Annotated in this window: 17 protein-coding genes; 11 read left to right on the top strand and 6 right to left on the bottom strand. The window is 69.0% G+C overall.

The genetic code is table 11. The annotated features are described in order from the left end of the window. Positions 1-157: 157 nt before the first annotated feature. The gene (locus ABD719_RS01285; RefSeq protein WP_344691512.1) at positions 158-1,762 is read right to left on the bottom strand and encodes a carboxylesterase/lipase family protein; all 1,605 of its coding nucleotides are present in this window, start codon (positions 1,760-1,762) and stop codon (positions 158-160) included. 78 nt (positions 1,763-1,840) lie between these two features. Continuing rightward, a complete protein-coding gene (locus ABD719_RS01280; protein ID WP_344691510.1) occupies positions 1,841-2,860 on the bottom strand; it encodes a LacI family DNA-binding transcriptional regulator in 1,020 nt (339 codons plus the stop codon). A 145-nt stretch (positions 2,861-3,005) separates the two neighbouring features. Here ABD719_RS01280 and ABD719_RS01275 point away from each other — a divergent pair, with 145 nt between their 5' ends. Genes ABD719_RS01275 through ABD719_RS01250 form a run of 6 tightly spaced genes read left to right on the top strand, consistent with a single transcriptional unit; the run spans position 3,006 to position 12,154 of the window. Next, complete coding sequence (locus tag ABD719_RS01275; RefSeq protein WP_425567098.1) at positions 3,006-3,800, top strand: 2-keto-4-pentenoate hydratase; 795 nt, start codon at positions 3,006-3,008, stop codon at positions 3,798-3,800. A gap of 44 nt (positions 3,801-3,844) precedes the next feature. After that, on the top strand, positions 3,845-5,140 hold the full coding sequence (locus ABD719_RS01270) for an MFS transporter (protein ID WP_344691506.1): 1,296 nt from the start codon (positions 3,845-3,847) through the stop codon (positions 5,138-5,140). Continuing rightward, on the top strand, positions 5,130-8,888 hold the full coding sequence (locus ABD719_RS01265; protein WP_344691504.1) for a LamG-like jellyroll fold domain-containing protein: 3,759 nt from the start codon (positions 5,130-5,132) through the stop codon (positions 8,886-8,888). Before ABD719_RS01270 ends, ABD719_RS01265 begins: the two co-directional genes overlap by 11 nt. Then, positions 8,885-10,036: a DUF885 family protein gene (locus tag ABD719_RS01260; RefSeq protein WP_344691502.1), complete on the top strand. Its 1,152-nt coding sequence runs from the start codon at positions 8,885-8,887 to the stop codon at positions 10,034-10,036. Before ABD719_RS01265 ends, ABD719_RS01260 begins: the two co-directional genes overlap by 4 nt. A gap of 40 nt (positions 10,037-10,076) precedes the next feature. Further along, positions 10,077-11,135, top strand: a complete 1,059-nt coding sequence (locus ABD719_RS01255; RefSeq protein ID WP_344691500.1) for an SDR family oxidoreductase — start codon at positions 10,077-10,079, stop codon at positions 11,133-11,135. Beyond that, positions 11,132-12,154 carry a patatin-like phospholipase family protein gene (locus ABD719_RS01250; RefSeq protein WP_344691499.1) on the top strand — a complete coding sequence of 341 codons (1,023 nt, stop codon included), beginning with the start codon at positions 11,132-11,134 and terminating at the stop codon, positions 12,152-12,154. Before ABD719_RS01255 ends, ABD719_RS01250 begins: the two co-directional genes overlap by 4 nt. A gap of 31 nt (positions 12,155-12,185) precedes the next feature. Here ABD719_RS01250 and ABD719_RS01245 read toward each other — a convergent pair whose 3' ends face one another. After that, positions 12,186-12,941: a competence/damage-inducible protein A gene (locus ABD719_RS01245; protein WP_344691942.1), complete on the bottom strand. Its 756-nt coding sequence runs from the start codon at positions 12,939-12,941 to the stop codon at positions 12,186-12,188. Positions 12,942-13,007: 66 nt separating this feature from the next. Between ABD719_RS01245 and map the strand changes: the two genes are divergently transcribed. The 5 genes from map to ABD719_RS01220 all read left to right on the top strand — a co-directional run bounded on the left by map (position 13,008) and on the right by ABD719_RS01220 (position 19,142). Further along, positions 13,008-13,835, top strand: coding sequence for a type I methionyl aminopeptidase (gene map / locus ABD719_RS01240; protein WP_344691497.1), 828 nt, complete (start codon positions 13,008-13,010; stop codon positions 13,833-13,835). A 210-nt stretch (positions 13,836-14,045) separates the two neighbouring features. Further along, a complete protein-coding gene (gene purL, locus ABD719_RS01235) occupies positions 14,046-16,277 on the top strand; it encodes a phosphoribosylformylglycinamidine synthase subunit PurL (RefSeq protein ID WP_344691495.1) in 2,232 nt (743 codons plus the stop codon). A gap of 35 nt (positions 16,278-16,312) precedes the next feature. Continuing rightward, positions 16,313-16,558 (top strand): hypothetical protein, encoded by a 246-nt coding sequence (locus ABD719_RS01230; protein ID WP_344691493.1) that lies wholly within the window; start codon positions 16,313-16,315, stop codon positions 16,556-16,558. A gap of 104 nt (positions 16,559-16,662) precedes the next feature. Further along, complete coding sequence (locus ABD719_RS01225) at positions 16,663-17,793, top strand: trypsin-like serine protease (protein ID WP_344691491.1); 1,131 nt, start codon at positions 16,663-16,665, stop codon at positions 17,791-17,793. 92 nt (positions 17,794-17,885) lie between these two features. After that, positions 17,886-19,142 carry a DUF418 domain-containing protein gene (locus tag ABD719_RS01220; RefSeq protein WP_344691489.1) on the top strand — a complete coding sequence of 419 codons (1,257 nt, stop codon included), beginning with the start codon at positions 17,886-17,888 and terminating at the stop codon, positions 19,140-19,142. Between the two features lie 215 nt (positions 19,143-19,357). On the opposite strand, the gene ABD719_RS01215 is transcribed toward ABD719_RS01220, so the two are convergent. From ABD719_RS01215 to ABD719_RS01205, 3 genes are all read right to left on the bottom strand, one after another. Continuing rightward, on the bottom strand, positions 19,358-20,497 hold the full coding sequence (locus tag ABD719_RS01215) for an OmpA family protein (RefSeq protein WP_344691487.1): 1,140 nt from the start codon (positions 20,495-20,497) through the stop codon (positions 19,358-19,360). Between the two features lie 112 nt (positions 20,498-20,609). After that, on the bottom strand, positions 20,610-21,047 hold the full coding sequence (locus ABD719_RS01210; protein WP_344691485.1) for a DUF2793 domain-containing protein: 438 nt from the start codon (positions 21,045-21,047) through the stop codon (positions 20,610-20,612). A gap of 12 nt (positions 21,048-21,059) precedes the next feature. Continuing rightward, positions 21,060-23,186, bottom strand: coding sequence for a GTA baseplate fiber-binding domain-containing protein (locus tag ABD719_RS01205; protein WP_344691483.1), 2,127 nt, complete (start codon positions 23,184-23,186; stop codon positions 21,060-21,062). Positions 23,187-23,197 lie beyond the last annotated feature (11 nt).

The following is a 23,197-nucleotide window of genomic DNA, read 5'->3' as shown; positions in this document are numbered from 1 at the left end:
TGAAAGGTGGGAAGAGCCCTCGGCACAGCTGTACGCGTGCCGCCACCCCCTCCTGTCGTCGCCGTTGTCCGGCGATCTTCCGACCCTTGCTTATCCCAAGGTAACCGGTGTCACCATTGATGAAACCGTCGCAACCTCCTGTCAAGCAGCGGGTTCGTCAGCTGCCCGGCTGGATGTAGGGCACGCGGGCGAACAGCTCGCGCTGCCAACGGCGGGGATCGTCCTCGACCCGGGAACGGGCATCGAAGATCATCGTCGCGCGCCGTGCCTGGTCGTAGCGTGGCCATGCCGCCACCCCCGGATCACCGGTCCGTGCGAAGGCGACGAACGCCTGCTGCATCGCCGCACTCGCCGCACGGGCATCCGCGCCCGTACCGGTCAATGCGCCCTTCGCGGCCAGCGTGCCGAACACCAGTGCGATGTCGATCGAATGAAACGCCCCGCGCGCCGGCTCCGTCCGCGCGGCGAAATCGACCTGATAGACCCAGGCCGGTGCCCCGCTACGCGCCCGCGCCTCCGCCTCGATCACCTGTCCACGCCAGCTTCGCCCGCAGGTGGTGGCATCGTAGAACACCTCCACCGGCGACCATGCTGGGAAACGCAGCCGGTATTCTCGCACCACCCATTCGGGCAGGATATCGATCCGCAACTCCGGTGCGAGCCGCTCGACCAGATTGTCCCAGTTCAGCCCCGTCATCCTGGGCGATCCCGGTGCGATGAAGCCCCGCGTCTCGCCCGCGGTATTACCCAGCATCAACGGTATGCCCAGCGACTGCGGCGCGGCATCGGGCCAGAACGGGTGGCGCGGCAGCACGCGCATGTCGAGTACCGGCCCTAAATACACCCCGCCGCCCAGCACCGGATCGACCGCCGCCAGCCCTTCGACCAGCCGTGCGGTCGACATCGTCGCCAGCGGCGACAGATCGCGCGGATCGATACCCAGCGCGCCGAGATACGCCCGCGTCCGCGCGGTGGCGTTGAGCGGGCCGGACGCGGTCACCTGCTGCCCGCTCATCGTCGCGGCGCGGTGGAACAGCCCGGCGGCGGCGGGCGTCGCCATCAGCGTGGCGATCTTCGCGCCACCGCCCGACTGGCCGAACACCATGACGCGTGCCGGGTCACCACCGAATCCGGCGATATTGTCGCGCACCCACTGCAGCGCCAGGATCAGGTCGAGCTGGCCGGCATTGCCGCTGTCGGCGAAACGCGGATCGAGCCGGGCGAGATAGAGATAGCCGAACGCATTGAGCCGGTGGTTGACGGTGACCACCACGACATCGCCCGTCGCCGCCAGCACCTGTCCGTCCTGCCGTTCCAGATTCGCGCTGCCCGACGAATAGGCGCCGCCATGGATATAGACCATCACTGGCCGCGCGGCGCGCGCATCGGGATCGGGCGTCCAGACGTTGAGCGTCAGGCAATCCTCGGCAAAGGCCAGTCCCTCGCCCCCCGCATCGCCGGCCTGCGGGCAGGACGGACCGAACGCGGTCGCCCGCACCGCATCGCGCGCGACCGGTTCGGGGCGGGGCGTCATGAAACGCGCGGCGCGGCCGTAGCGGATGCCGCGAAACGCGGCGACACCACCCGTTCGCTCGCCGATAAAGGCCCCTGCGCTACAGGTCGCGCGTGCCACCCCGCTCTGACCACGCGCCGGACCCGCGATCGCCAGCGCGAGCCCGCCGGCGAGCAGGGTGCGGCGGCTCGTCACCGGCGGTGGATCGGCGGGTCGTCCGGCCGATGGCCATGAATGATACACTGCCATGTCATCCTCCTCCCCGCTCGCGCCTTTGACTGCGATGATGATTTGGTAACCGGTGTCAGCGGATTAGGTCAATCGGCGTCAGCCATGGGGCGCCATCACCGAGGCGCGGCGGATCAGGGTCGACAGGAACAGCGACGGTTCCTCCACCTCCGGATGGCTGTCGGCGATCAGCTTCAGCGTGGCGGAGCGCGCCATCGACGCGATCGGCCAGCGCACCGTCGTCAGTGGGGGCCAGACGTGCGCGGCGATCGGCGTATCGTCGAACCCGACGATCGACAGGTCGCGCGGCACGTCCAGCCCGCGCATCCGCGCCGCGTGGACGACGCCCGCCGCCATTTCGTCGTTGCTGGAAAAGATCGCGGTCGGGCGCGGCATCAGGTCGAGCAATCGCTCCGCTGCGGTCAGCCCCGATTCGAACGTGTAGTTGCCATCGGCGATGAAGCTGCGCGGCAGCGTGATGCCGGCACCCGCCAATGCGTCCTCGAATCCCGAACGGCGTTCGCGGGCGGACCGGAAGCCGTGCGGCCCGCAGATCAGCCCGATCCGGCGATGCCCCTGCGCGATCAGATGGTCGACCGCCCCGCGCACCGCCTCCCGGTCGTTGGACGCGACCATATGTTCGGCCTCGTCCAGCATCGCCGACCCCATCCGGACGTATCGGCAACCGATCTCCCGACAGGCGTGGGCGACCAGATCGTTTTCGCTGATCGGCGGCATCAGCAACACGCCGTACGGGCGCTGCCGTTCGAGGAAATGGCGCAGGTCGGCCAGCATCGTCGCCGATCCGCGATCGACCGGGCGCACCACCATCTCGAACTCGGTATCGTGCAGCGCCTCCAGCATCCCCTGCTGCACGTTCATCACCGTCTGCGCATTGGGATTGTCGTGGACCAGGCCGATCAGGAAATTGCGGCGCAGCGCCAGTGCGCGCGCCTGTGGATTGGGGATGTAGCCCAGTTCGTCGATCACCGCCTGCACGCGGGCGCGGGTGTCGTCGCCCAGCAGCGGCGACCGGTTGATGACGCGGCTGACCGTCTTCTTCGATACCGCGGCGACGCGGGCGACATCGTTGATCGTGGGTTGGCCGGTCCTGCGCATCGTCCACCGGCATAGCCGCGCGTCGCCGCCGCCGCCACCGTCCCGGGCGGCATGGCGCGCGAAATCCGCGCATCACCACCGCTTGCCTATGACACCGGTTTCCCATAATCCCGGGGGAACGATAAGGGAGGGATGCGTGACGGCAATCGACGACGGGACGGGTTCCGACGGGACGGGCGCCATCGCCCGCGCCTTCGTGACGGCACGGCGCGACGGATCGGCACTGCCCGATTTCCCCGGTGCGATTCCGGCCACCCTGGCCGATGCCTACCGGGTGCAGGACGCCGCGATCCGCCTGGCCGATGGCCGCATCGCCGGATGGAAGGTCGGCAAGATCGCGCCGCCGGTCGACGGCATCGACCGGCTGGCCGGCCCGATCTTCGCCGATTCGATCGTGGCGGCAGGCGACACGCCCCCCGCGATGCCGGTGTTCGGCGACGGCTTCGCCGCGGCGGAGGCGGAGTTCCTGCTGCGGATCGGCACCACGCCCGATCCCGCCAAGACGAATTACACGATCGAGGAGGCGACCGCGCTGATCGACGCGGTGCATGTCGGGATCGAGGTGGCGAGTTCGCCCTTCCCCGGCATCAACAGCCATGGGCCGACCGCGACGGTATCGGATTTCGGCAACAATAACGGCCTCGTCATCGGGCCGGCGGCGGACGGATGGCAGACGGCGGATGTCGACGCCTGGCCGGTGACGCTGACGATCAACGGCGAGGAAATCGGCCACGCGACGACCGCGACGATGCTCGACGGCCCGTTCGGCGCGGCACGTTTCCTGCTCGAACATCTCGCCCGGCGTGGTATCGCGATGGAGGCGGGGCAGTGGATATCGAGTGGCGCGGTCACCGGCGTCCACCCGGTATCGCCCGGCGATAGAGTGGTCGCCGGCTTCGACGGCCGCTGGACCGTCGCCTGCACCATGCAGGCCCGCTGACCACCCACCAAGGACCCGTCAAAGAGGTCGATCAGGAAGAGGATATGATGGGCACCATCGCCACGGATCAGGGACCTGACGGCGCGGTCGCCCGCGTCGGCCGCTATCGCTGGGTCATCTGCGCGCTGCTATTCGCGGCGACCGCGATCAACTACGTCGACCGGCAGATGATCGGCGTGCTGAAGCCGACGCTGAAGGCGGAGTTCGGCTGGTCGGAAAGCGACTTCGCCACCATCATCTTCTGGTTCCAGCTCGCCTATGCGATCGGCTATGTCGGGTTCGGGCGGATCGTCGACGTGCTGGGCGCGCGCGCCGGATACGTGATCGCGATCCTGATCTGGACGGTCAGCCACATGGCGCATGGCCTTGCCACCAGCATCACCACCTTCGCGATGGCGCGGTTCGGGCTGGGCGTCGGCGAATCCGGCAATTTCCCCGCCGGGATCAAGGCGGTGACCGAGTGGTTTCCGCAACGCGAGCGCGCCTATGCGATCGGGTTGTTCAACGCCGGTGCCAATATCGGCGCGATCGTCACGCCGCTGCTCGTCCCCTTCCTCGTCCTGACCTTCAACTGGCGGGTCGCCTTCTACGTGACCGGTGTGTTCGGCGTGCTGTGGCTGATCGCGTGGCTGGCGCTGTATCGCCATCCAGACCAGCACCCGCATGTCTCGGCGGCCGAGCTCGCCTATATCCGGCAGGACCCGGCCGATCCGGTCGAGCCGCTGCCATGGGCACGCGTCGCCACCTATCGCGAGACTTGGGCATTCGCGCTCGGCAAGTTCTGCATCGACCCGATCTGGTGGTTCTTCCTGTTCTGGCTGCCGGGTTACCTGTTCGAGCGGTACGACATGGACCTGAAGACGTTCGGGTTGCCGCTGGCGGCGATCTATCTGATCTCCGATTTCGGCAGCATCGCCGGCGGCTGGCTGTCGTCGAAGCTGATCGCGCAGGGAAAGACGCCCAATTTCGCGCGCAAGATCACGATGCTGATCTGCGCCTTCTGCGTGTTGCCGGTCTTCTTCGCGCAGAACATCGCCAGCGTATGGGGCGCGGTGGCGGTGATCGGGCTGGCGACCGCGGCGCATCAGGCATTCTCCGCCAACCTCTATGCGCTGCCCTCCGACATGTTCCCGCGCGGCGCGGTCGGTTCGGTGATCGGGATCGGCGGCATGATCGGCGCGGTCGGCGGCATGGGGATGGCGCTGTTCACCGGTTACATCCTCGATGCCACCGGCAACAATTACTCGGTGTTGTTCGGGATCGCCGGCAGCGCCTATTTCGTGGCGCTGCTGCTCGTCCACCTGCTGTCGCCGCGGCTGGCGCGGATCGATGCGCGCTAGGCTGGCGATCGCCGCATCACTGGCGGCGCTGGCTGTTCCGGCGCACGCCCATGACGCGGCACTGGACGGCCTGCTGTTCCGCGCCTCCGCCGACCGCGACCTGACCGCCGAGGTCGCCGGTGGCGATGCGGTACCCAATTTCCGCAGCGGCGTGACCGTGGCGCCGAACGGTGCGATCGGCCGCGCGGCGCGCTGGGCGGACGATGGCTATGTCGCGTGGCGCGCACCGGGCAACATCCATGCGCAACGCGGGACGCTGGCTTTCTTCTGGCGGCCTCACACGGCCGTCGGCATCGCACCGTTCAACATTTTCCGCGTGGGTTTCGCGGACCATAGCAGCTGGGACATGGCGTTCCTGCGGATCGACTGGAACGGCCACGGCTTCGACGGCTTCGTCACCGACGCCAATCTGTCGCGGGTGCGCGTATCGTGGCGGATGTCCGCGACACCCGCACCGGACGCATGGCACCACATCGCCTTCGGGTGGGACGAGACCACGGGCGTGCGCCTGTTCGTGGATGGGCGGGAGGTGGCGCGCAAGGACCAGCGTGCCGACCTCGACGCCGGGCTGGACCAGTTCGGCATGGCCGGCCGCGTGCTGTCGCCGCATCAGGTGCAGAGTCGCTACAATTTCATGCGCGGCTCCGACCTCGACGAGATCCGCGTCTACGACCGTTTGCTGGACACGCCCGCGGTCGCGACCCTCGCAGCTAAGCGGGAGCCGGTGGCCGCGCCCGCTGCCCCCGCCCCCGTCATGGCCGCCGCCCGCCGCGCCGCCTGGCTGCACCGCTATGGTTGGGACACCGGCGCGCCGCCGCTGCTCGACACCGCCGTCACCCGCGTGCGCAAGGTCGAATTCGCCGATGCCAAGGACCTGAAATCATGGATGTGGAAGGGCGTCGACGGCATCGCCGAGACGACCTGGCCCGGCGTGTACAACCGTTCCGCCCTGCCCGGCCGCCACGATTATTTCGAGCTGCCCGACTGGAACACCTATGTCGAGGGCGGTCGCGCCTACGACCTGACGCTGCCCGCGACCGAGCGATTCAACCAGATCGAGATTCGCGGCGCCGCCTACGGCACGCTCGACTGGAACGGCGAACGGCTGGGCGAACGGCCGCAGGGCGTGGTGCGCAGCGTCATGCGCCTGCCCACGCATACCGGCGGCGCGTTGCGCTTCGTCAACCGCATGGCCGAACAGCCGATCCAGGAACTCTGGGCCTACGATATCGCACCCGGCGCGGAGCCGGCCGGTACGATGAAGCTCGACTATACGATCCGTGCCGATGCCGCACCGACGCTGGCCGCGCTCGCCCCGCTCAACGCCTTCATCGCCGGCCGGTTCGCACCCGACGAGCGGACGACGATGCTCGCCATGCCGACCTCGGGCGTGAAGGCGGCGGTCGGCGCCGGCGCGGCCGGCGGCAGCGGCAATGTCGTCCGCATGGCGGGTGCGCAACCGATCGTCCACATCCTCGTCCCCGCCAGCTTCGGCGATGCCGCCGCTGACCGGCCGGTCGCGCGCGCCTGGGACTATGGCTGGCAGAACATCCATGACGGGCTCGACGGGATCGCGATCGACCTGCCGGCGATGGCACTGACCCCCGATGCCCGCGGGCTGGTACCGCTCAACATCCGGGTGAAGGACCCGATCTGGCCGGGCCGCGACCTGATCGACCTGTCCGTCTCGGTCCGGCCGAACGAGGCGCGCACGCTGTGGCTCGACCTGCGCGACCGCATCCTGCCTCACGACAGCCTGTACCTGACCATCGCCAGCGCCGCCCCCGATTTCGGGGCGCGCAGCCTCGACGGCGCCCGCCTCCGCCTCGTCTTCAAGCCGCGCGCCGAGGCGGCCCGCGAGCATGTTGCCGACCGCTTCAATCAGGTGAAGGACAATTGGGGCTTTCTGGTCGAGGAGCATACCGCCTCGAAACGCGCGGGCCTCTATGCGCGGCTCTTCGCCGACGCGACCGACCTGTTGCGTGTCGATCCCGATCATGTCGAGGGCCGCGCCTATTGGGCCGACATCAACTACCGGCCGGAAAACCTGCCGCCGGTCGCGCTGGCGCCGGTGCCGGCCGACGTACCGGCCTGGGCGCATCGCCAGTTGCAGGATCTGGCCGAGGTGCGCCGCTTCGTCGAATGGTGGATCGACCATCGGCAGGTGCCGTACGGCGATTTCGGCGGCGGCCTGTCCGACGACAGCGATCTGGTGCAGCAATGGCCCGGCGCGGCGCTGATGGGGCTGATCCCCGACAAGATCACCGCCTCGCTCAATGCGGTGTCAGATGCGGTCTACAGGAACGGGATGATCACCGACGGACTCGGCACGATCACCACCGACGAACTCCACGCTTATGAGGAAGGGCTCAACAGCAACGCCGCGCGCCTGTACCTCAACTGGGGTGAACCGCGCGCGGTGGAGCGGCTGATGGCCAATACCCGCGCGCTCCGCCGGGTGATCCTGCCCAATCCCGCCGGCCACCTGCATTTCGCCTCGTCATGGTATGGCGGCCGCACGATCTACCGCGACGATGCCTGGGCGTGGCAGAAACCCTATGCCTTCACCGTGTTGCACGGCCCGACGCTGCTCGGCCTGTATAATGGCAACCCGGCGGCGCGCGGTCTGGTGACCGGCACCGTCGACGGCTGGCTGGCGCATGGGAAACAGGGGCCGGACAGCCTCTGGTCCTTTCCCAACGAGATCAACTGGGGGTCGGACCAGGAACGGGCGGGCGATGGTGGCGGCGCCACCCTGCCGCTGCAGGCCGCGTGGGCGGCGTGGCACTGGACCGGCGATACGCGTTATCTCCGCCCGCTGGAGGGCCGGGTCACCAAGGCCGGGCCGGGCGCGCTGACTGAGATCAACGACGACGTGTTCGGCCTGCTCCCCGCCGGCCCCGGCTGGCGTGCTGCGCTGGCCGCCGGCAAGGGGGACGATCCCTTCGCCCGCTACGCACGCTGGCACGCCACCGGCGACACCGCCCCGCTTGCCGCGCTTCACGACAGCGCCGCGCGCGACAAGGCCGCCCGCCGCTACATGCAGACCGAGGGGCATTGGTGGTCCGACCGGGTCGAGGCGCCGAGCGAATGGTTGCAACGCGAGCGGCTGGGCGGCATCGCGTTGCGCCGTAACCAAAGCTGGCCCGCCAACGCCGTAAGCTGGCGCTTCGTCGAACCCGGCGCGGCGGAGCGGGTGGCGCTGCTGGCCCACGCCACCCCGACCCGGATACGCATCACCGGCTTCAACACCGCCACGACCGCGCAGCGGGCCGAGCTGTCGACGTGGAACATCGCGGCGGGCGAGTGGCGGATCACCACGGCCGGCGGTGCGACGACGCTACCGCTGGAACGCGGCGCGGCCACCGCCGTCACCTTCGCGCCGGGCGAAAGCGTGATCGACCTCGAACTGGTCCGTCCCGGCGATCCGGTCGATCGTCGACCCGATCTGGGCATCGGCGCCGACGACGTGGCGGTGAAGGGCCGGCGCGTGACGCTGACGATCCACAGCCTCGGCGCGCAGGCGGCGACGGGCGGCACCGCCGCGCTGGTCGCGGACGGGCGCACCCTCGCCACCGCCGCCATCGCGCCGATGGCGGCCCCCGTCGACCTGCTGCCGCGCACCACCCGCGTCACGCTGACGCTGCCCGCCGGGATCGACCCGCGCACCGTCGCGGCGACGGTGGCGCTGCCCGGCGACGCATCGGAGGTCACGCGCCGCAACAACCGGGCGGCGCTGGTCCGGTGATCGACCGGCGCGCCTTGCTCGCCGGGATCGCCGCAACCGCCCTCCCCGCCTTCGCTGACAGCGACGATGATCGCGTCCGCCTCGCGCTCGACGCCGCCGCGAAGGCCGCCCCGGCGGAGGGCCTCGCGATGCTGGCCGGGCTCGATCCGCGTGGACTGGCCCCCGGCCACCGGCTCGACCTGCTGACCGCGCGGACCGGGCTGGCGATCGACGCCGGGCTGGCGACCCGGCCGGGCGACTATGGGCTGCGCCTGCGCCGCACGCTGGGCAGTGCGGACCCGCGCGCCGCCCGTCGCCGGCTCGACCGTGCGCTGGCCGATCTTCACGCCCGTTCCGCGCGGCTGTTCGACCGGATCGGTATCGCCGGTGACACGATCGGTGCGCGATATGTCCGGCTGTTCGCGGAAGCGGACGGCCTTTACACCGACACCGCCGCCGGACGCCGGCAGGCGGTCGCCGACATGAACCGCGATCTCGCCATCCACCGCGCTGCCGTGGCGCGCACGATCGCCGACGTGCCCCCCTTCTGCCTCGACGTAACCGTCCGCGTTTTGACCCCGGCGGAGGTCGCCGCCGGCCGGCAGGGATACCGCACGCCCCCCGCCCCCGGCCGACCAGGTGCCTATATCGTCGATCTTGCCGATATCGGCCGCCGCCCCGCCTGGTCGTTGCCCAGCGTGGTCGCGCACGAACTGCTGCCCGGCCACATGATCCAGCTCGGCATCGAGCAGACCAGCCCGCCGCATCCCCTGCGCGCCACCTATGCCGCCGCGTTCGTCGAAGGCTGGGCGACCTATGCCGAAACGCTCGCCGCGCCCGATTTCCGCGATCCGCGCACGATGCTCGGCCATCTCCACTGGCTGATCTTCCGCGCCGCGCGTGGCCGGATCGATCTGGGCATCCATGCCGAGGGCTGGTCCTCGGGGGATGCGCGCACGCGGCTGGCCGCATGGCAGGGCGTGCCGGTCTATTTCGCGACATTCGACGCCGATCTCGCGCGGATCGCGAAGGAACCGGGCACGCGCGCCGCCGAGGCGCTCGCCTGGCTCGCGCTGGCCGACCACGCACCCCGCACCGCCGCCGCCCGTCGCCGCTGGCATGCCGCCGTGCTGGCGAATGGCCGCAAGCGGCTGGACGCGCTGCCATAAGGTCTTAATTACTGACGTTATTTCTGGATCGATCCCGGCCATGCGCCGTTCCCAACGAGGTCGCCACCACCCGGCGGCATGGTGGGACACGGGCATGGCGATCGCATTGAAACCTCTGGACCAACAGGTGATCGTCGTCACCGGCGCCACCAGCGGCAACGGCCTCGCGATCGTCGAGCGCGCGGTGAAGACGGGCGCAGCAGTCGTCGCGGTGGCGCGGAACGAGGCGGCGCTGGCGGCGCTGCGCACCCGGCTGGCGGCGGAGGGCGCACGGATCGCGGTCTGTGTCGCGGATGTCGCCGATCCGGTCGCGGTGGAACGCATCGCCGGGGTGGCGACCAGCGCGTTCGGCGGGTTCGACAGCTGGATCAACAATGCCGGCACGGGCACCTACGGCACGCTGGAACAGGTGCCGGTGGCGGACCATCGCCGCGTGTTCGACGTCAATTATTTCGGGGTGCTGCACGGCTCGCTGGTCGCCGCACGGCATCTGCGCCGGCGCGGCGGCGGCGCGATCGTCAATATCGGCTCGATCCTGGGTGATCGCGCGATCCTGCAACAGGGGCCGTACAGCGCGACCAAACATGCCGTGCAGGCGCTGACCGATACGCTGCGCATGGAGGTGGAGGGCGACGGCATCTCCGTTACCCTGGTCAAGCCGGGGCCGATCGACACGCCCTTCCCCGAACATGCCCGCAATTACATGGGCCAGCCACCGCGCCTGCCGCAGCCGCTCTACACGCCGGCGGTGGTGGCCGACGCGGTGCTGTTCGTCTGTGCGCATCCACGCCGCACGCTCTATGCTGGCGGCGGCGGCCTGTTGTCGGCGATCCTGGCGCGCGCCGCGCCGCGGGTCACCGACTTCATCATGGAGGCCGCCGGCACCCGCGCGCAACAGCAGCCGGGCGATGCCGGCGATCCCGCCCGGCACGATAATCTTCACCGTCCCCGTGCCGATGGCCTGCGTGGCAGCCGCCCCGTCCATGCCCGGCGATCGAGCATCGCGTTGCAGGTGCAGAAGCGCCGGGGGGCGGTGCTGGTCGCGGGCCTGATCGGTATCGCCCTCACCGCCGCCCGGCGGAACGCGGGCCGGCGATGACGGCAACCCGGGCGTTCGATGTCGTTCTGGTGCTGGGCGGCGGCAACGCGCTCGGCGCGTTCGAGGCCGGGGTCTATCAGGCCCTGCACGATCATGACCTGCTGCCCGACTGGATCGTCGGCACCTCGATCGGGGCGATCAACGGCGGCATCATCGCCGGCAATGCCGCACCGCGCCGGATCGATGCGTTGCGGTCCATGTGGCGACCGGACGGGACGATGGCGGACTGGCCGGCATCCGGCGTTCCGCAGGGATCGCCCTGGTCTTCCGAAGTGGCGCGCCGCACCGCCGCGGCGACATGGACGCTGGCGGCGGGGCGGCCCGGCATGTTCGGGCCGCTACTGTCGTCGCTCGCCCCCTGGGCCGACCATCGCCCCTCGCTGTTCGAGACGGAGCAACTGGCCGCCACGCTGGCGCGACTGATCGATCCGGACGAACTGAACGCCGGGCATTGCCGCTTCACCGCAACCGCGCTCGATCTCGAAACCGGGCTGGACGTGGTGTTCGACAGTCGCGACACCCGGATCGGGGCGCAGCATATCCGGGCGAGCGCGGCGTTGCCGGTCGCCTATCCGGCGGTCGGGATCGAGGGGCGATGGCTGGTCGATGGCGGGCTGTCTGCGAACCTGCCGCTCGATCCGGTGCTGGCGGCGCCCTCCGCGCGGCCGATGCTGTGCATCGCGGTCGACCTGCTGCCACTGGCGCAGCCGCTGCCGCGCACGCTGGGCGACACCGCGACGCGGATGCAGGATCTGATCTTCGCCGCCCAGTCCCGCCGCACCATCGCGCACTGGCAAGCGATCCATGCCGGGCGCGATGACATCGCCGTCACGCTGGCGCCGATCGTCTATACCGACCAGCGGATCGAGGTCGCGGGCAAGGCGATGGATTTCTCCGGCCCCACGATCGCCCGGCGCTGGGCCGCCGGCCGCACCGCCGCCGAACGCCTGATCGCGGACCTCGCCGCCGGATCGCTGCCGATCGGCCGACCGGGGCTGCACGTCGTCGAAACCGGATAACGCTTTACCACCCCATGCCGGGGCCGGACCCTCAGATTCCCTCGGACACCACCGTCCGCCCGGTCGCGGTCAGCGCGGCGGCAAGATCGGCGATGCAGGTGTCGGCCAGCGTCGCATCGGGGCTGCGTACCACGAAATTGGCGCCGGTCCGCCCCTCGCGGAAGAACGGGTAGCTGCCGATCGACACACCCGCATGCGTCTTCTCCGCATCGCGCAGCAGGTCGGCGACCTCGCTTTCCGCGACCCAGCAGCCGATCGTCCGCGACACCACCGGGCGTCCGCCCTCCAGCGTCCCGGTCAGCATGTCGAGCATCCCGGCGGTGATGTGCGGCACGCCGGCCATGATGAAGATGTTGGCGACATGAATACCCGGCGCACCCGACACGCGGTTCTCGATCAGCCCCGCGCCCGCCGGCACCCGCGCCATCCGTGCCCGCGCCTCGGTCAGCCCGCCGCGCGTCGCGTAATAGGCCTCCAGCGTCGCCATCGCGTCCGGATGATGCTCCACCCCCACGCCCAGCGCCACGGCGATCGCATCGACGGTGATGTCGTCATGCGTCGGGCCGATGCCACCGGTGGTGAACAGGTAATCGTTGCGCGTGCGCAACGTATTCACCGCCTCTACGATCGCTTCCTCGCGGTCGGCGACCACGCGCACCTCGGCCAGTCGGATGCCCTGCACGTTCAGCCACGTCGCCAGTTGCGCGACGTTGCGGTCCTGCGTCCGGCCCGACAGGATCTCGTCGCCGATCACCACCAGCGCGGCGGTCCAGATGCGTTCGCCCATATCGTCGCTGTCCATGCATCCGGCCTTAGCCTCGCCAAAGCGCGGCCGCCACGCTATATTACGGGCATGACCGACTATGTCACCGTAACCTCCGACGCCCCCGGCGGCCGCACCGGCGCGATCAAGCTGCACGGCCCCGCCGCCTTTGCCGGGATGCACAAGGCAGGCCGCCTCGCCGCCGAAACGCTGGACATGATCGCCCCGCATATGGTGCCCGGCGTCGCCACCGGCGAGATCGATCGGATGATCTATGATTTCGTGATGGCGAACGGCGGCGTGCCCGCCACGTTGGGCTATCGCGGCTATACCCATAGCAGCTGCATTTCGATCAACCATGTCGTCTGCCACGGCATCCCGTCGGACAAGACATTGAAATCCGGCGATATCGTCAATGTCGACGTGACGCCGATCGTCGATGGCTGGCATGGCGATTCCAGCCGGATGTACCTGATCGGCGATGTGCCGCTGAAGGCGCGTCGTCTGGTCGAGGTGACGTATGAATGCCTGATGATCGGGATCGAACAGGCAAGGCCCGGCAACCGCATGGGCGACGTGGCCAACGCGATCCAGCGCCATGCCGAGGCGCATCGTTACGGTGTGGTCCGCGATTTCTGCGGTCACGGCGTCGGCCGCCTGTTCCACGACGCGCCGGAAGTGGTGCATGTCGGTCGTCCCGGCACCGGCCCGGAACTGCGGCCCGGCATGATCTTCACGATCGAACCGATGATCAACATCGGTCGTCCCGACGTGAAGCTGCTCGACGATGGCTGGACGGCGGTGACGCGCGATCGCTCCCTGTCCGCGCAGTTCGAACATTCGATCGGCATTACCGAGGATGGCTGCGAAATCTTCACCGCCAGTCCGGCCGGCTTCACCCAGCCGCCTTACGGCTGACAACCCCCTCACGACTGACAAACCAAAGGCGGCGTCCGGTTCGAACGCCGCCCCTGGCCCCGTAGTGACACGGAATGACAACTGCCAAGATCGGCAGTCGTTGCCTGTCTATCGGGCAAACGTCGAAAAATTATGACCATCCTGCCACAATGCGTGGCCTGATGACGCTGCCGGGGTGACGGACGGACGACGCGCCGCTATCTGCACGCCATGACCCAGACCATCGCCGCGATCACCCCCGACGTCGTTGCCGAGCACGGCCTGTCCCCAGAGGAATATGATCGCGTGCTGCACGCGCTGGGACGGGAGCCGAACCTCGTCGAACTCGGCATCTTCTCCGTGATGTGGTCGGAACATTGCAGCTATAAATCCAGCCGCATCCATCTGAAGAAGCTGCCGACCACCGGCCCGCAGGTGATCTGCGGCCCCGGCGAGAATGCCGGTGTGGTCGATATCGGGGACAATCAGGCGGCGATCTTCAAGATGGAATCGCACAACCACCCCTCCTACATCGAACCCTATCAAGGTGCGGCGACGGGGGTCGGCGGCATCCTGCGCGACGTGTTCACGATGGGCGCGCGGCCGATCGCCAACATGAACGCGCTGCGATTCGGCCGGCCCGATCATCCGAAGATGCGTCACCTCATCAGTGGCGTCGTCTCCGGGATCGGCGGCTACGGCAATTGCGTCGGCGTGCCGACCGTGGGTGGCGAGGTCAATTTCCACAAGGCGTATGACGGCAACATCCTGGTCAACGCGATGACGGTCGGCATCGCCGATCAGGACAGGATCTTCTATTCCGCCGCCAGCGGCATCGGCAATCCGATCGTCTATGTCGGGTCGAAGACCGGACGCGATGGCATCCACGGCGCCACCATGGCCTCGGCCGATTTCGGCGAGGATGCCGATGCCAAGCGCCCCACCGTGCAGGTCGGCGATCCCTTCACCGAGAAGCTGTTGATCGAGGCGTGCCTCGAACTGATGGCGACCGACGTGATCGTCGCGATCCAGGACATGGGCGCCGCCGGCCTCACCTCGTCCAGCGTCGAGATGGCATCGAAGGGCGGCGTCGGTATCGAACTGGTGATGGACGACGTTCCCCAGCGCGAGGAGGGCATGACCGCCTACGAGATGATGCTGTCCGAATCGCAGGAGCGCATGTTGATGGTGCTGAAGCCCGGCCGCGAGGCGGAGGCGGAGGCGATCTTCCGCAAATGGGAACTCGACTTCGCGGTGATCGGCCATGTCACCGATACCGGCCGCATGGTGCTGCGTCACCACGGCGAGGTGGTGTGCGACATTCCGCTCGGCCCGCTGGCCGACGATGCGCCGCTCTACGATCGGCCGCACGTGTCGACCCCGCCGGCCAAGGCGTTGGTCGACGTGCCCGAAAGCCGCGATATCGGTGCCGATCTGCTGACCCTGATGGGCTCGCCCGACATCGCCAGCCGTCGCTGGATCTGGGAACAATATGACCACATGGTCGGTGCCGACACCGTGCAGCGTCCCGGCGGCGACGCCGCGGTGGTCCGCGTCCACGGCACGGACAAGGCGCTGGCGATCACCACCGACTGCACGCCACGTTACTGCTTCGCCGACCCGGTCGAGGGCGGCAAGCAGGCGGTGGCGGAGGCATGGCGGAATCTGACCGCGGTCGGCGCGACGCCACTGGCGATCACCAACTGTCTGAACTTCGCCAACCCGCAGCGGCCCGAGATCATGGGCCAGATCGTCGGGTGTCTGGAGGGCATGTCGGACGCATGCCGCGCGCTCGACTTCCCGATCGTGTCGGGCAACGTCTCGCTCTACAATGAATCCAAGGCGACCGGTGGCGGCTCCGCGATCCTGCCGACCCCGGCGATCGGCGCGATCGGGCTGCTGGCGGACTGGCAGAAGAACGCGACGATCGCGTTCAAGGGCACCGGCGACATCATCCTCGTCATCGGTACCCGGCGCGGCGATCTGGGCCAGAGCCTGTGGCTGCGCGAATGCCATGGCCGCGAGGAAGGCCCGCCGCCGCGCGTCGACCTCGACGCCGAACGCCGTACCGGCGATCTGATCCGCGCCGCGATCACGGCGGGCCAACTCACCGCCGTTCACGACGTATCCGATGGTGGCATCGCGGTGACCATCGCGGAGATGGCACTGGCCAGCAATATCGGTGCGATGATCGACCGCAAGCAACCCTATGACTGCGCGCACAGCTTCTTCGCGGAGGATCAGGGCGTCTACATCGTCACGGTCGACGATGCCGCGCTGCTAGACTTCCTCGGTGCCGCCCATGCCGCCGGCGTGGAGGCGGAGCCGATGGGTCGCACCGGCGGCAGGCGCCTGATCTTCGAACGGCCGAACCGCGACGACGTCGTCACGCTGGATGCGCTGCGGACCGCGCATGAGGGGTTCTTCCCCGCGCTGATGGGGGCGGACGCCGCCCTGGCTTGAAATCCCGTGCCGGGGGCGGGGTGATCCCCGCTCTCATGCCCGTGCCCGTGCTGCGCGATATGGCGGCCATCCATTCCCATGGCGGTCCGGATCCGGATCATCCCATGCCCGACACCGGTTCGACCGGGTTTCAGGCCGACTGGATTACCGGCGTGATGCTGCCGGTACCGGAACCCCGTAACCGGGAGCCGATGCTGGCGGGCGTCGGCATGACCGGCATCGCCCCGTTCCCTTCCCCCGCTTGCTTGATCTTTCGCTATCTGTTTCGAACAAGACATTAAAACTCGTTTACTATCCCAAAAGCCGTGATAGCTTTCCGCAGCGCACCAAAACCGACCGATGCAGAACGCAGGGGGGTAAGTGGTCGCTAAACGGGGAGACTTTCATGAATCGAATGGTTTACCGCACCTTGGCGGCTGCGCTGGTGATGGGTGCCGCGATGCCTGCCGCCGCCGCGACGATAACCGGTACGCATAACGGCCTGAATTTCACCGCCACCAACAGCATCGTCGGCACCACTTCGACGGCAACCGTCTTTGGCGGCGGCAATCCTGCATTCTTCGCCAATGCGTCGCGCTATAACGGCACCGTCGCGCTCATCATGGCCTACGGCAATGGCGACCGGTTCATCTGTTCGGGTTCGCTGATGGCCGATCGCCAGTCGATCCTGACCGCCGGGCACTGCGTCAGCGGCGGCGCGGGCACCGCCAATCCGGTGTCGACGACCGCCTATTTCTACAACGGCACCGATCCCGATTATGTCATGACCGGTGCCCAATCCACCGCGATTGCGATCAGCGACTATTTCGTCAATGCCGGTTACAGCGGCGAAGTGATCGACCAGAACGACATCGCCGTGCTGCGCCTGTCGCAGGCGGCGCCGCTGTTCGCCACCAGCTACGAACTCTATACCGGCAATGCCAGCGGCCAGAATTTCAACGTGACGGGCGTCGGCGCCCGGTCCGATGGGGGCGGACTGGTCGGCGACAATCTTGGCACCGGTCGCAAGCGACAGGGCGATAACCTGTTCGATTTCGCGCTGGGTGACGAAGGGCTCGACGGCGGGCTCGATTTTCTGGCCGGAAACGGCGTGGAGATCGACAACGTCCTGCTGTCCGACTTCGACAATGGCCTGGCCGCCAACGATTCGTCCTGCATCATCGCAGACGCGGTCGGCGTGACCTCCGGCCGCTATTGCAACCTCGGACGCGGCGCGACCGAGGCGATGACGGCCGGCGGCGATTCCGGCGGAGCCAGCTTCATCGATGGCAAGGTCGCGGCGGTGACCTCGTTCGGATTGAGCTTCGGGTCGGAATATGGCGATATCGACGACGATCTGAACTCCACGTTCGGCGAGTTCGGTGGCTATGTGTCGACCGCCTACCATGCCGACTGGATCAAAAGCGTCCTCGCGGTGCCGGAACCCGGCACCTGGGCGCTGATGCTGACCGGGTTCGGCATGACCGGCATCGCGCTGCGCCGCAACCGTCGCCGCGTGCGGGTCGTCTTCGCCTGATCCGGAGGCAGGGCGGTCGCCATCCGGGGACCGCCCTGCCATCGCCTGCTCCGGCTTGTCGGGGCGGGTGGTGCAGGGCAAGGGCCGACACCATGGCCCCTGCCGACCCTGCCGCCACCCCTATTGACGCCGCCGGTCGACCGGTGGACCGGATCGTCTCGCTCGACGTGATCCGCGGGGTGGCGGTGATGGGCATCCTCGTCGCCAACCTGCCCGCCTTCGCGCTGCCGGGCGCGGCCTATTTCTCGCCGGCCGCGGCGGGGGGCACGGGGCCGGCCGATATCGCGGTCTGGTTCGCCAACTTCGTCCTCGTCGAAGGGCGGATGCGCGGGTTGTTCTCGTTCCTGTTCGGCGCGTCGATGCTGATCGTCGCGGATCGGGCCTGTCTGTCAGGGGACGATCCGGGCCAGATCCATATCGCCCGGATGGCGGCCCTGTTCGCGATCGGCTGCATGCATCTGTGGCTGGTCTGGTGGGGCGATATCCTCAGCCATTATGCGCTGGTCGGGCTGATCGCCTGGCCCTTCAGGCGCCTGTCCCCCCGCCCGCTGATCGCGATCGGTATCGCCGTCACGTTATTGGGACTGGCGATGTCGGCAAGCGGACTGGCCATGCTGATCGCCGCCGCCGCGCGCGATACGCCCCGGGCGATCGCGACATGGAACGGCTATGCGGCGGTGTTCGGCACGCCACCCGCCGCGACGATCCTTGCAGAGGTCGCGGCGCAGAATGGCGGCTGGCTGACCGGCGTCGCATGGCGCTGGCATCATGCCACCAGCCCGCTGATCGGCCTGCTGGTGGTCGGTCCGCAGACGCTGGGGGCGATCCTGCTCGGCATGGCGGCGTATCGCACCGGCTTTCTGACCGGCGCATGGTCGCGCGCACGCTACCGCCGCTGGGCGGTGACGTGCCTCGGCCTGTCGCTGGCCGGCTATGCGGCGCTCGGCCTGCTCGTCCTGCACCATCGCTTCGCCCTTCCATGGGTGTACGGCGCATCGCTGGTCGGGGCGGAGCCGCTGCGGATGGCGGGCGCCGTCGGTTATGCGGCGCTGATCCTGTTGCTCGTCCGCCCCGGTGGCCGCTGGAGCGCATGGTTCGCCGCCACCGGCCGGACCGCGTTCAGCAACTATCTGGTGACCAGCATCGCCATGACCTGCCTGTTCGGCTGGGGGTTCGGGCAGTTCGGCGAATGGCATCGTGCCGCGCTCTATGGATTGGTGCCGGTCGCCTGGGGGCTGATGCTCGGCTGGTCGACGTCATGGCTGCACCGCTATCGGTACGGTCCGTTCGAATGGCTATGGCGCAGCATCGCGCGGCTGGAATGGCAGCCCCTGCGTCGGTCGACCTGACGTCCTGATGGGCATGGGATCGGATATGGCGGTCGGCCCCCGCCTGCCGCCGTCCCCCTGCCGGATCGATCGATAGCCGGCCCGCTTGCCGGGGCAATGCCGCAACCATCCCTGTCCCGCGGCCTCTGTCCCGCAGCGATGTCGCTCCACGACGGACAACAAAAAAGGGAGGCCGGCTTGCACCGACCTCCCCTCTTTTACGTAGAACGTAAGCCTTACTGGCCTGCGCCCTGACCGTACGTGATTTCCACGCGACGGTTCTGCACTTCGCGGACGCCATCGGCGGTCTGCACGCGCAGGTTGGTTTCGCCGAACGCGCTGGTCGTGATGACGCTGTCCGGGATCGAGCGCGAGCTCATGTACGCCTTCACCGCGTCTGCGCGACGCTGCGACAGGCCCTGGTTGTAGGACGCGGCGCCCGAGGTGTCGGTGTAACCCGCCAGCTGGACCTGCGCACTGCCGCAGCTCTGATACTGCGTCACGGCGTTGTCGAGGATCGACGCCGCTTCCGGGGTAATGTCCGACTTGTTCCACTCGAAGAACACGATGAACGGACCCGGCGAGCAGGGAACCGCTTCCGGCACAGGAGCCGGCGGCGGGGGCGGGGGCGGCGGCACGTCCGCGGGGGGCGGCGGCGGCGGCGGCGGCGGGGTCGGCGAACCGAAGTTGTACGTCAGGCCACCCAGCACGCTGTGCGAGCGGAACCGGCCGTCCAGCGTACGGTTGGCGACGTCGACCAGCTTGACGTTCTCGGCGTTGAAGAAACGATACTTCAGCGTCGCGTCGATGTTCTCGGTCAGCGGTGCACGGATACCCGCCAGCGCCTGCCATGCGAACACGGTGTCGCTGTCGTCGACGAAGTCGCGCTGCGTGTTCAGGCCATAGTTGACCTGCACGCGGGCGACGCCCACGCCGCCGCCGACAAAGCCCTGGATCGCATCGTCATCGCCGAAGTCGAGCAGGCCGTTCAGCATGAAGCTGAGCGCCGAGCTGCGACCGCCGGCAACGTCATACGAACCTGCGGCCGCATCGCTGCGAACGCCGGCCGCATTGAAGCGCGGGGTGGTGGTGGTCGACGAGAAGCCGTCGACGGTGGCGCGACGGTAGCCGACTTCGGTTTCCAGACGGAAACCACCGAAGTCATAACCGACCACGCCATCGACATCGAAGCCGTAATCGTGATCGACCGTACCGGTGCCGGTGGCAGCCGCGGTGGCGCCGGTGATATCATAATCGATATCCTCGACAATCATCGCGCCGCCTTCCACGCCTACGTACCACGACTTGTCGCGGGCGAGGGCGGGAGCAGCAATCGCTGTGGAGGCAAGTGCCAGAACAATGGCAACCTTCCGCATCATAATCCCCTTTCTTGAGTGTCACTACGGAGTGCGCAAACCCACTATCGAACGGATGGTTTCACGGCAAGGCGACAAACTTTCGCGACTGTTGCCCTGGCGCCACAGGTTTTCACGCGACCAGACCATGGCCGCGCAGCACCTCGATCACCGCCGCCAGCATCTGGCGCGCACCCTCGTCGATCGTCGTGCCGCCGGTCGCGGCCGGGATTGTGTTTCCGCGCAACCACATACCCGAACGATGCCGCCACAGGCATCCCGTCGCCCGGTCCCATACGGCCATGCCCTCGGGCGGATTCAGAAATCGCCAGCCGCCCGCCGTCCACATCGCCAGTTTCTGGCCATGTCCCTCCCATACCCCGATCGGTGCGGGCCCGATCACCCAGCAATCGCCCTCCACCGGATCGGGCGCGGGCGGTTCCGTGCCGACCGCGACCACGCCCGCCTGCACGGCGGCGTCGATCAGCAGCAGCGATTCGTTGTGGAACAGTTCCTTCTGCGCCTGCCCCGGCTCGATCAGCGGCAGGCTCAACCGTGGTGTCGTCGTCATCGTCATCCCCCCTCACCCATCCCATCGCAGCGATACCGCGGCGGATTCCGCCCAGGTGCCGACTTGCCGCACCGTCACGGTCGCGTCCGCCATCGTCGGGATCGCCAGCCACGGCCGGTCGGTCGCAACGTCGCTCACCACGTCGCCGCCCGCCACGTCGCCAGCGGTCACCGTCACCCGGTACGCTTCCGTCTCCTCGACCAGCGGCGCCTCCACGCCGTCGCTCCAGCGCCATCCGGCCCGGCTCCGCCGCGTCCAGCGCAGCACACCATCCGCATAGTGGAGATGCACCGGGGCGGGCGGGCGCACCGATGCACCGGTCAGCCGGGTCCGCACCTCGACCGGATCGGCATCGCCGACGCCGCTCGCCAGCACCCGGATTTCCGCGCCGATCGCCGCCAATGGCAGGTCGATCGTCCGCACCGCCGCCGGCTCGATCAGCGCGAAGCGACCCCCCGCCGCGCCGGCATCGCTGCCGCGCCGCGCCCGCAACAATCGTGTCAGCCGCCAGCGCCGGTCGCCCAGCGGTTCCGCGTGGCCGAACTGCATCAGTTCGCCGCCGATCACCGCCAGATTGGCACCATCGACCAGCCCCGCGTCATCGGCATCGTCCAGCATCGTGTCGGCGCGCGCCAGTTGCACCACGATCGCCCCCGCCATGTCCCGGACAGTGGTGGTAGCGACCGGCGCGATCGCCTCGACCGTACCGATCACGGCGGGCGCGCCGGTCGTCCCCGCCGGTGTCCAGCTGGCGCCGCCGTCCGCGCTCCACAACAGCGCCGCCTGCCGCCAGCCCGCGCCCGCACCGCCCGCCAGTACCGTCAGCCGCGGCGCGGCGAGCAGCGTATCGTCCAGGGCCGGCAGTTCGGCGACATGCAGCAGCGTCGCGCCGATCGGCGCATCCACCGCCGCCGCCACCCGGCCGCCGCTGGCCCGCGTCGACGGCAGCATCGTCGGCGCGACCGGCGCCAGCGTCAGCCGCGTCGCCATGCCCGTCACCGTCGCGTCCAGCACCCGCCAGCGCCCGGCTTCCCCCGCGATCGCCGCCACCATGCCCGGCACGATTTCCATGCCGGCAAGCCCCAGCGTCATCGTCCGCCGCGTCCGGTCCGCCTCGGCGCGGGCCAGCATCCGGTCCGCCAGCGTCTTGGCGCCGGGCGCGGTCAGTACCACCGGCATCTCGGTGCGCTGCGTCGAGCGGCCCGGCCCCGGCCGCACCGCACGCTGCAACCCCGCCTGATAATCGCGCGCCGCCTCGTAATGGCCGATCTCGATCGTCCGCGGCACCCGGTCGAGCGGCGCGATCGACCGCCCCCGTGCCGGACCCTCCAGCGCCGCCACCCCGACGCCGGCATCCTCGATCGACCGCGCCTCGTCGCTGGCCGTCGCCAGCCGCAACCCCGCGCCGACCGGCATCCACCAGCCATCCTCCAGCCCGGCCAGCACCGCCAGCACCCCACGCACGCTGCCGCTGGCCGCGAAGCCCGCCACCGTCGCCGTGCCCCCGGCCGCCCCCGCCACCATCGCCGCCGCCACGGTGGCGGTCGATACCGGCGCATCGTCCGCCACCACCTCGACCGTCAGCGACGGCAGGCGGTTGCCGAACTCCGCGAGCGGCAGGTCCTCCCACACCAGATAGGCCATGCCGCGATACGCAGGCGCCGCCCCTTCCGCGCTGGCGATCAGGGGATCGACCGGCTGGTCCTCGCCGCCGGTATGGACGCGCAAGGTCGCCTTCACCTTCAGGTCGCCGGCCGCGCCCCGGATCAGCCGCCCGTCCGCCCAGATTCGCCCCACCCGCCGGATCGCCCGCGCCGACAGCAGCACTGCGAACGATGCCGAATAGCTGTAGGTCGTCGTCGTCGGCTGCCCCTTGCCGCCGCCGCCGCCGCCGCCGCCGCGGGCTTCCTTCAGGTCCGTCGCCCAGATCACCGTGCCGGCGACCCGGATCGCCCCGAACAGCTGCGGAATCGGCGTGCCATAGGACGAGGTCTGCACCGCCAGTTCGGTCAGCCGTGGTCCCTCGCGCGCCGTACCCAGCACCCGCCGGTCGACCAGATTGCCCAGCACGCCGCCGATCGCGCCCCCGATCGGCCCGCCCACCGCCGTGCCCAGCGCCGTCAACACCAGCGTCGCCATCGCTTATTTCC

It is taken from the genome of Sphingomonas cynarae, from assembly GCF_039537815.1.
GTDB classification, from domain to species: Bacteria; Pseudomonadota; Alphaproteobacteria; order Sphingomonadales; family Sphingomonadaceae; genus Sphingomonas; species Sphingomonas cynarae.
Note: the sequence above shows the minus strand (reverse complement) of the source record. Positions and strands in the feature narration are given on the sequence as shown.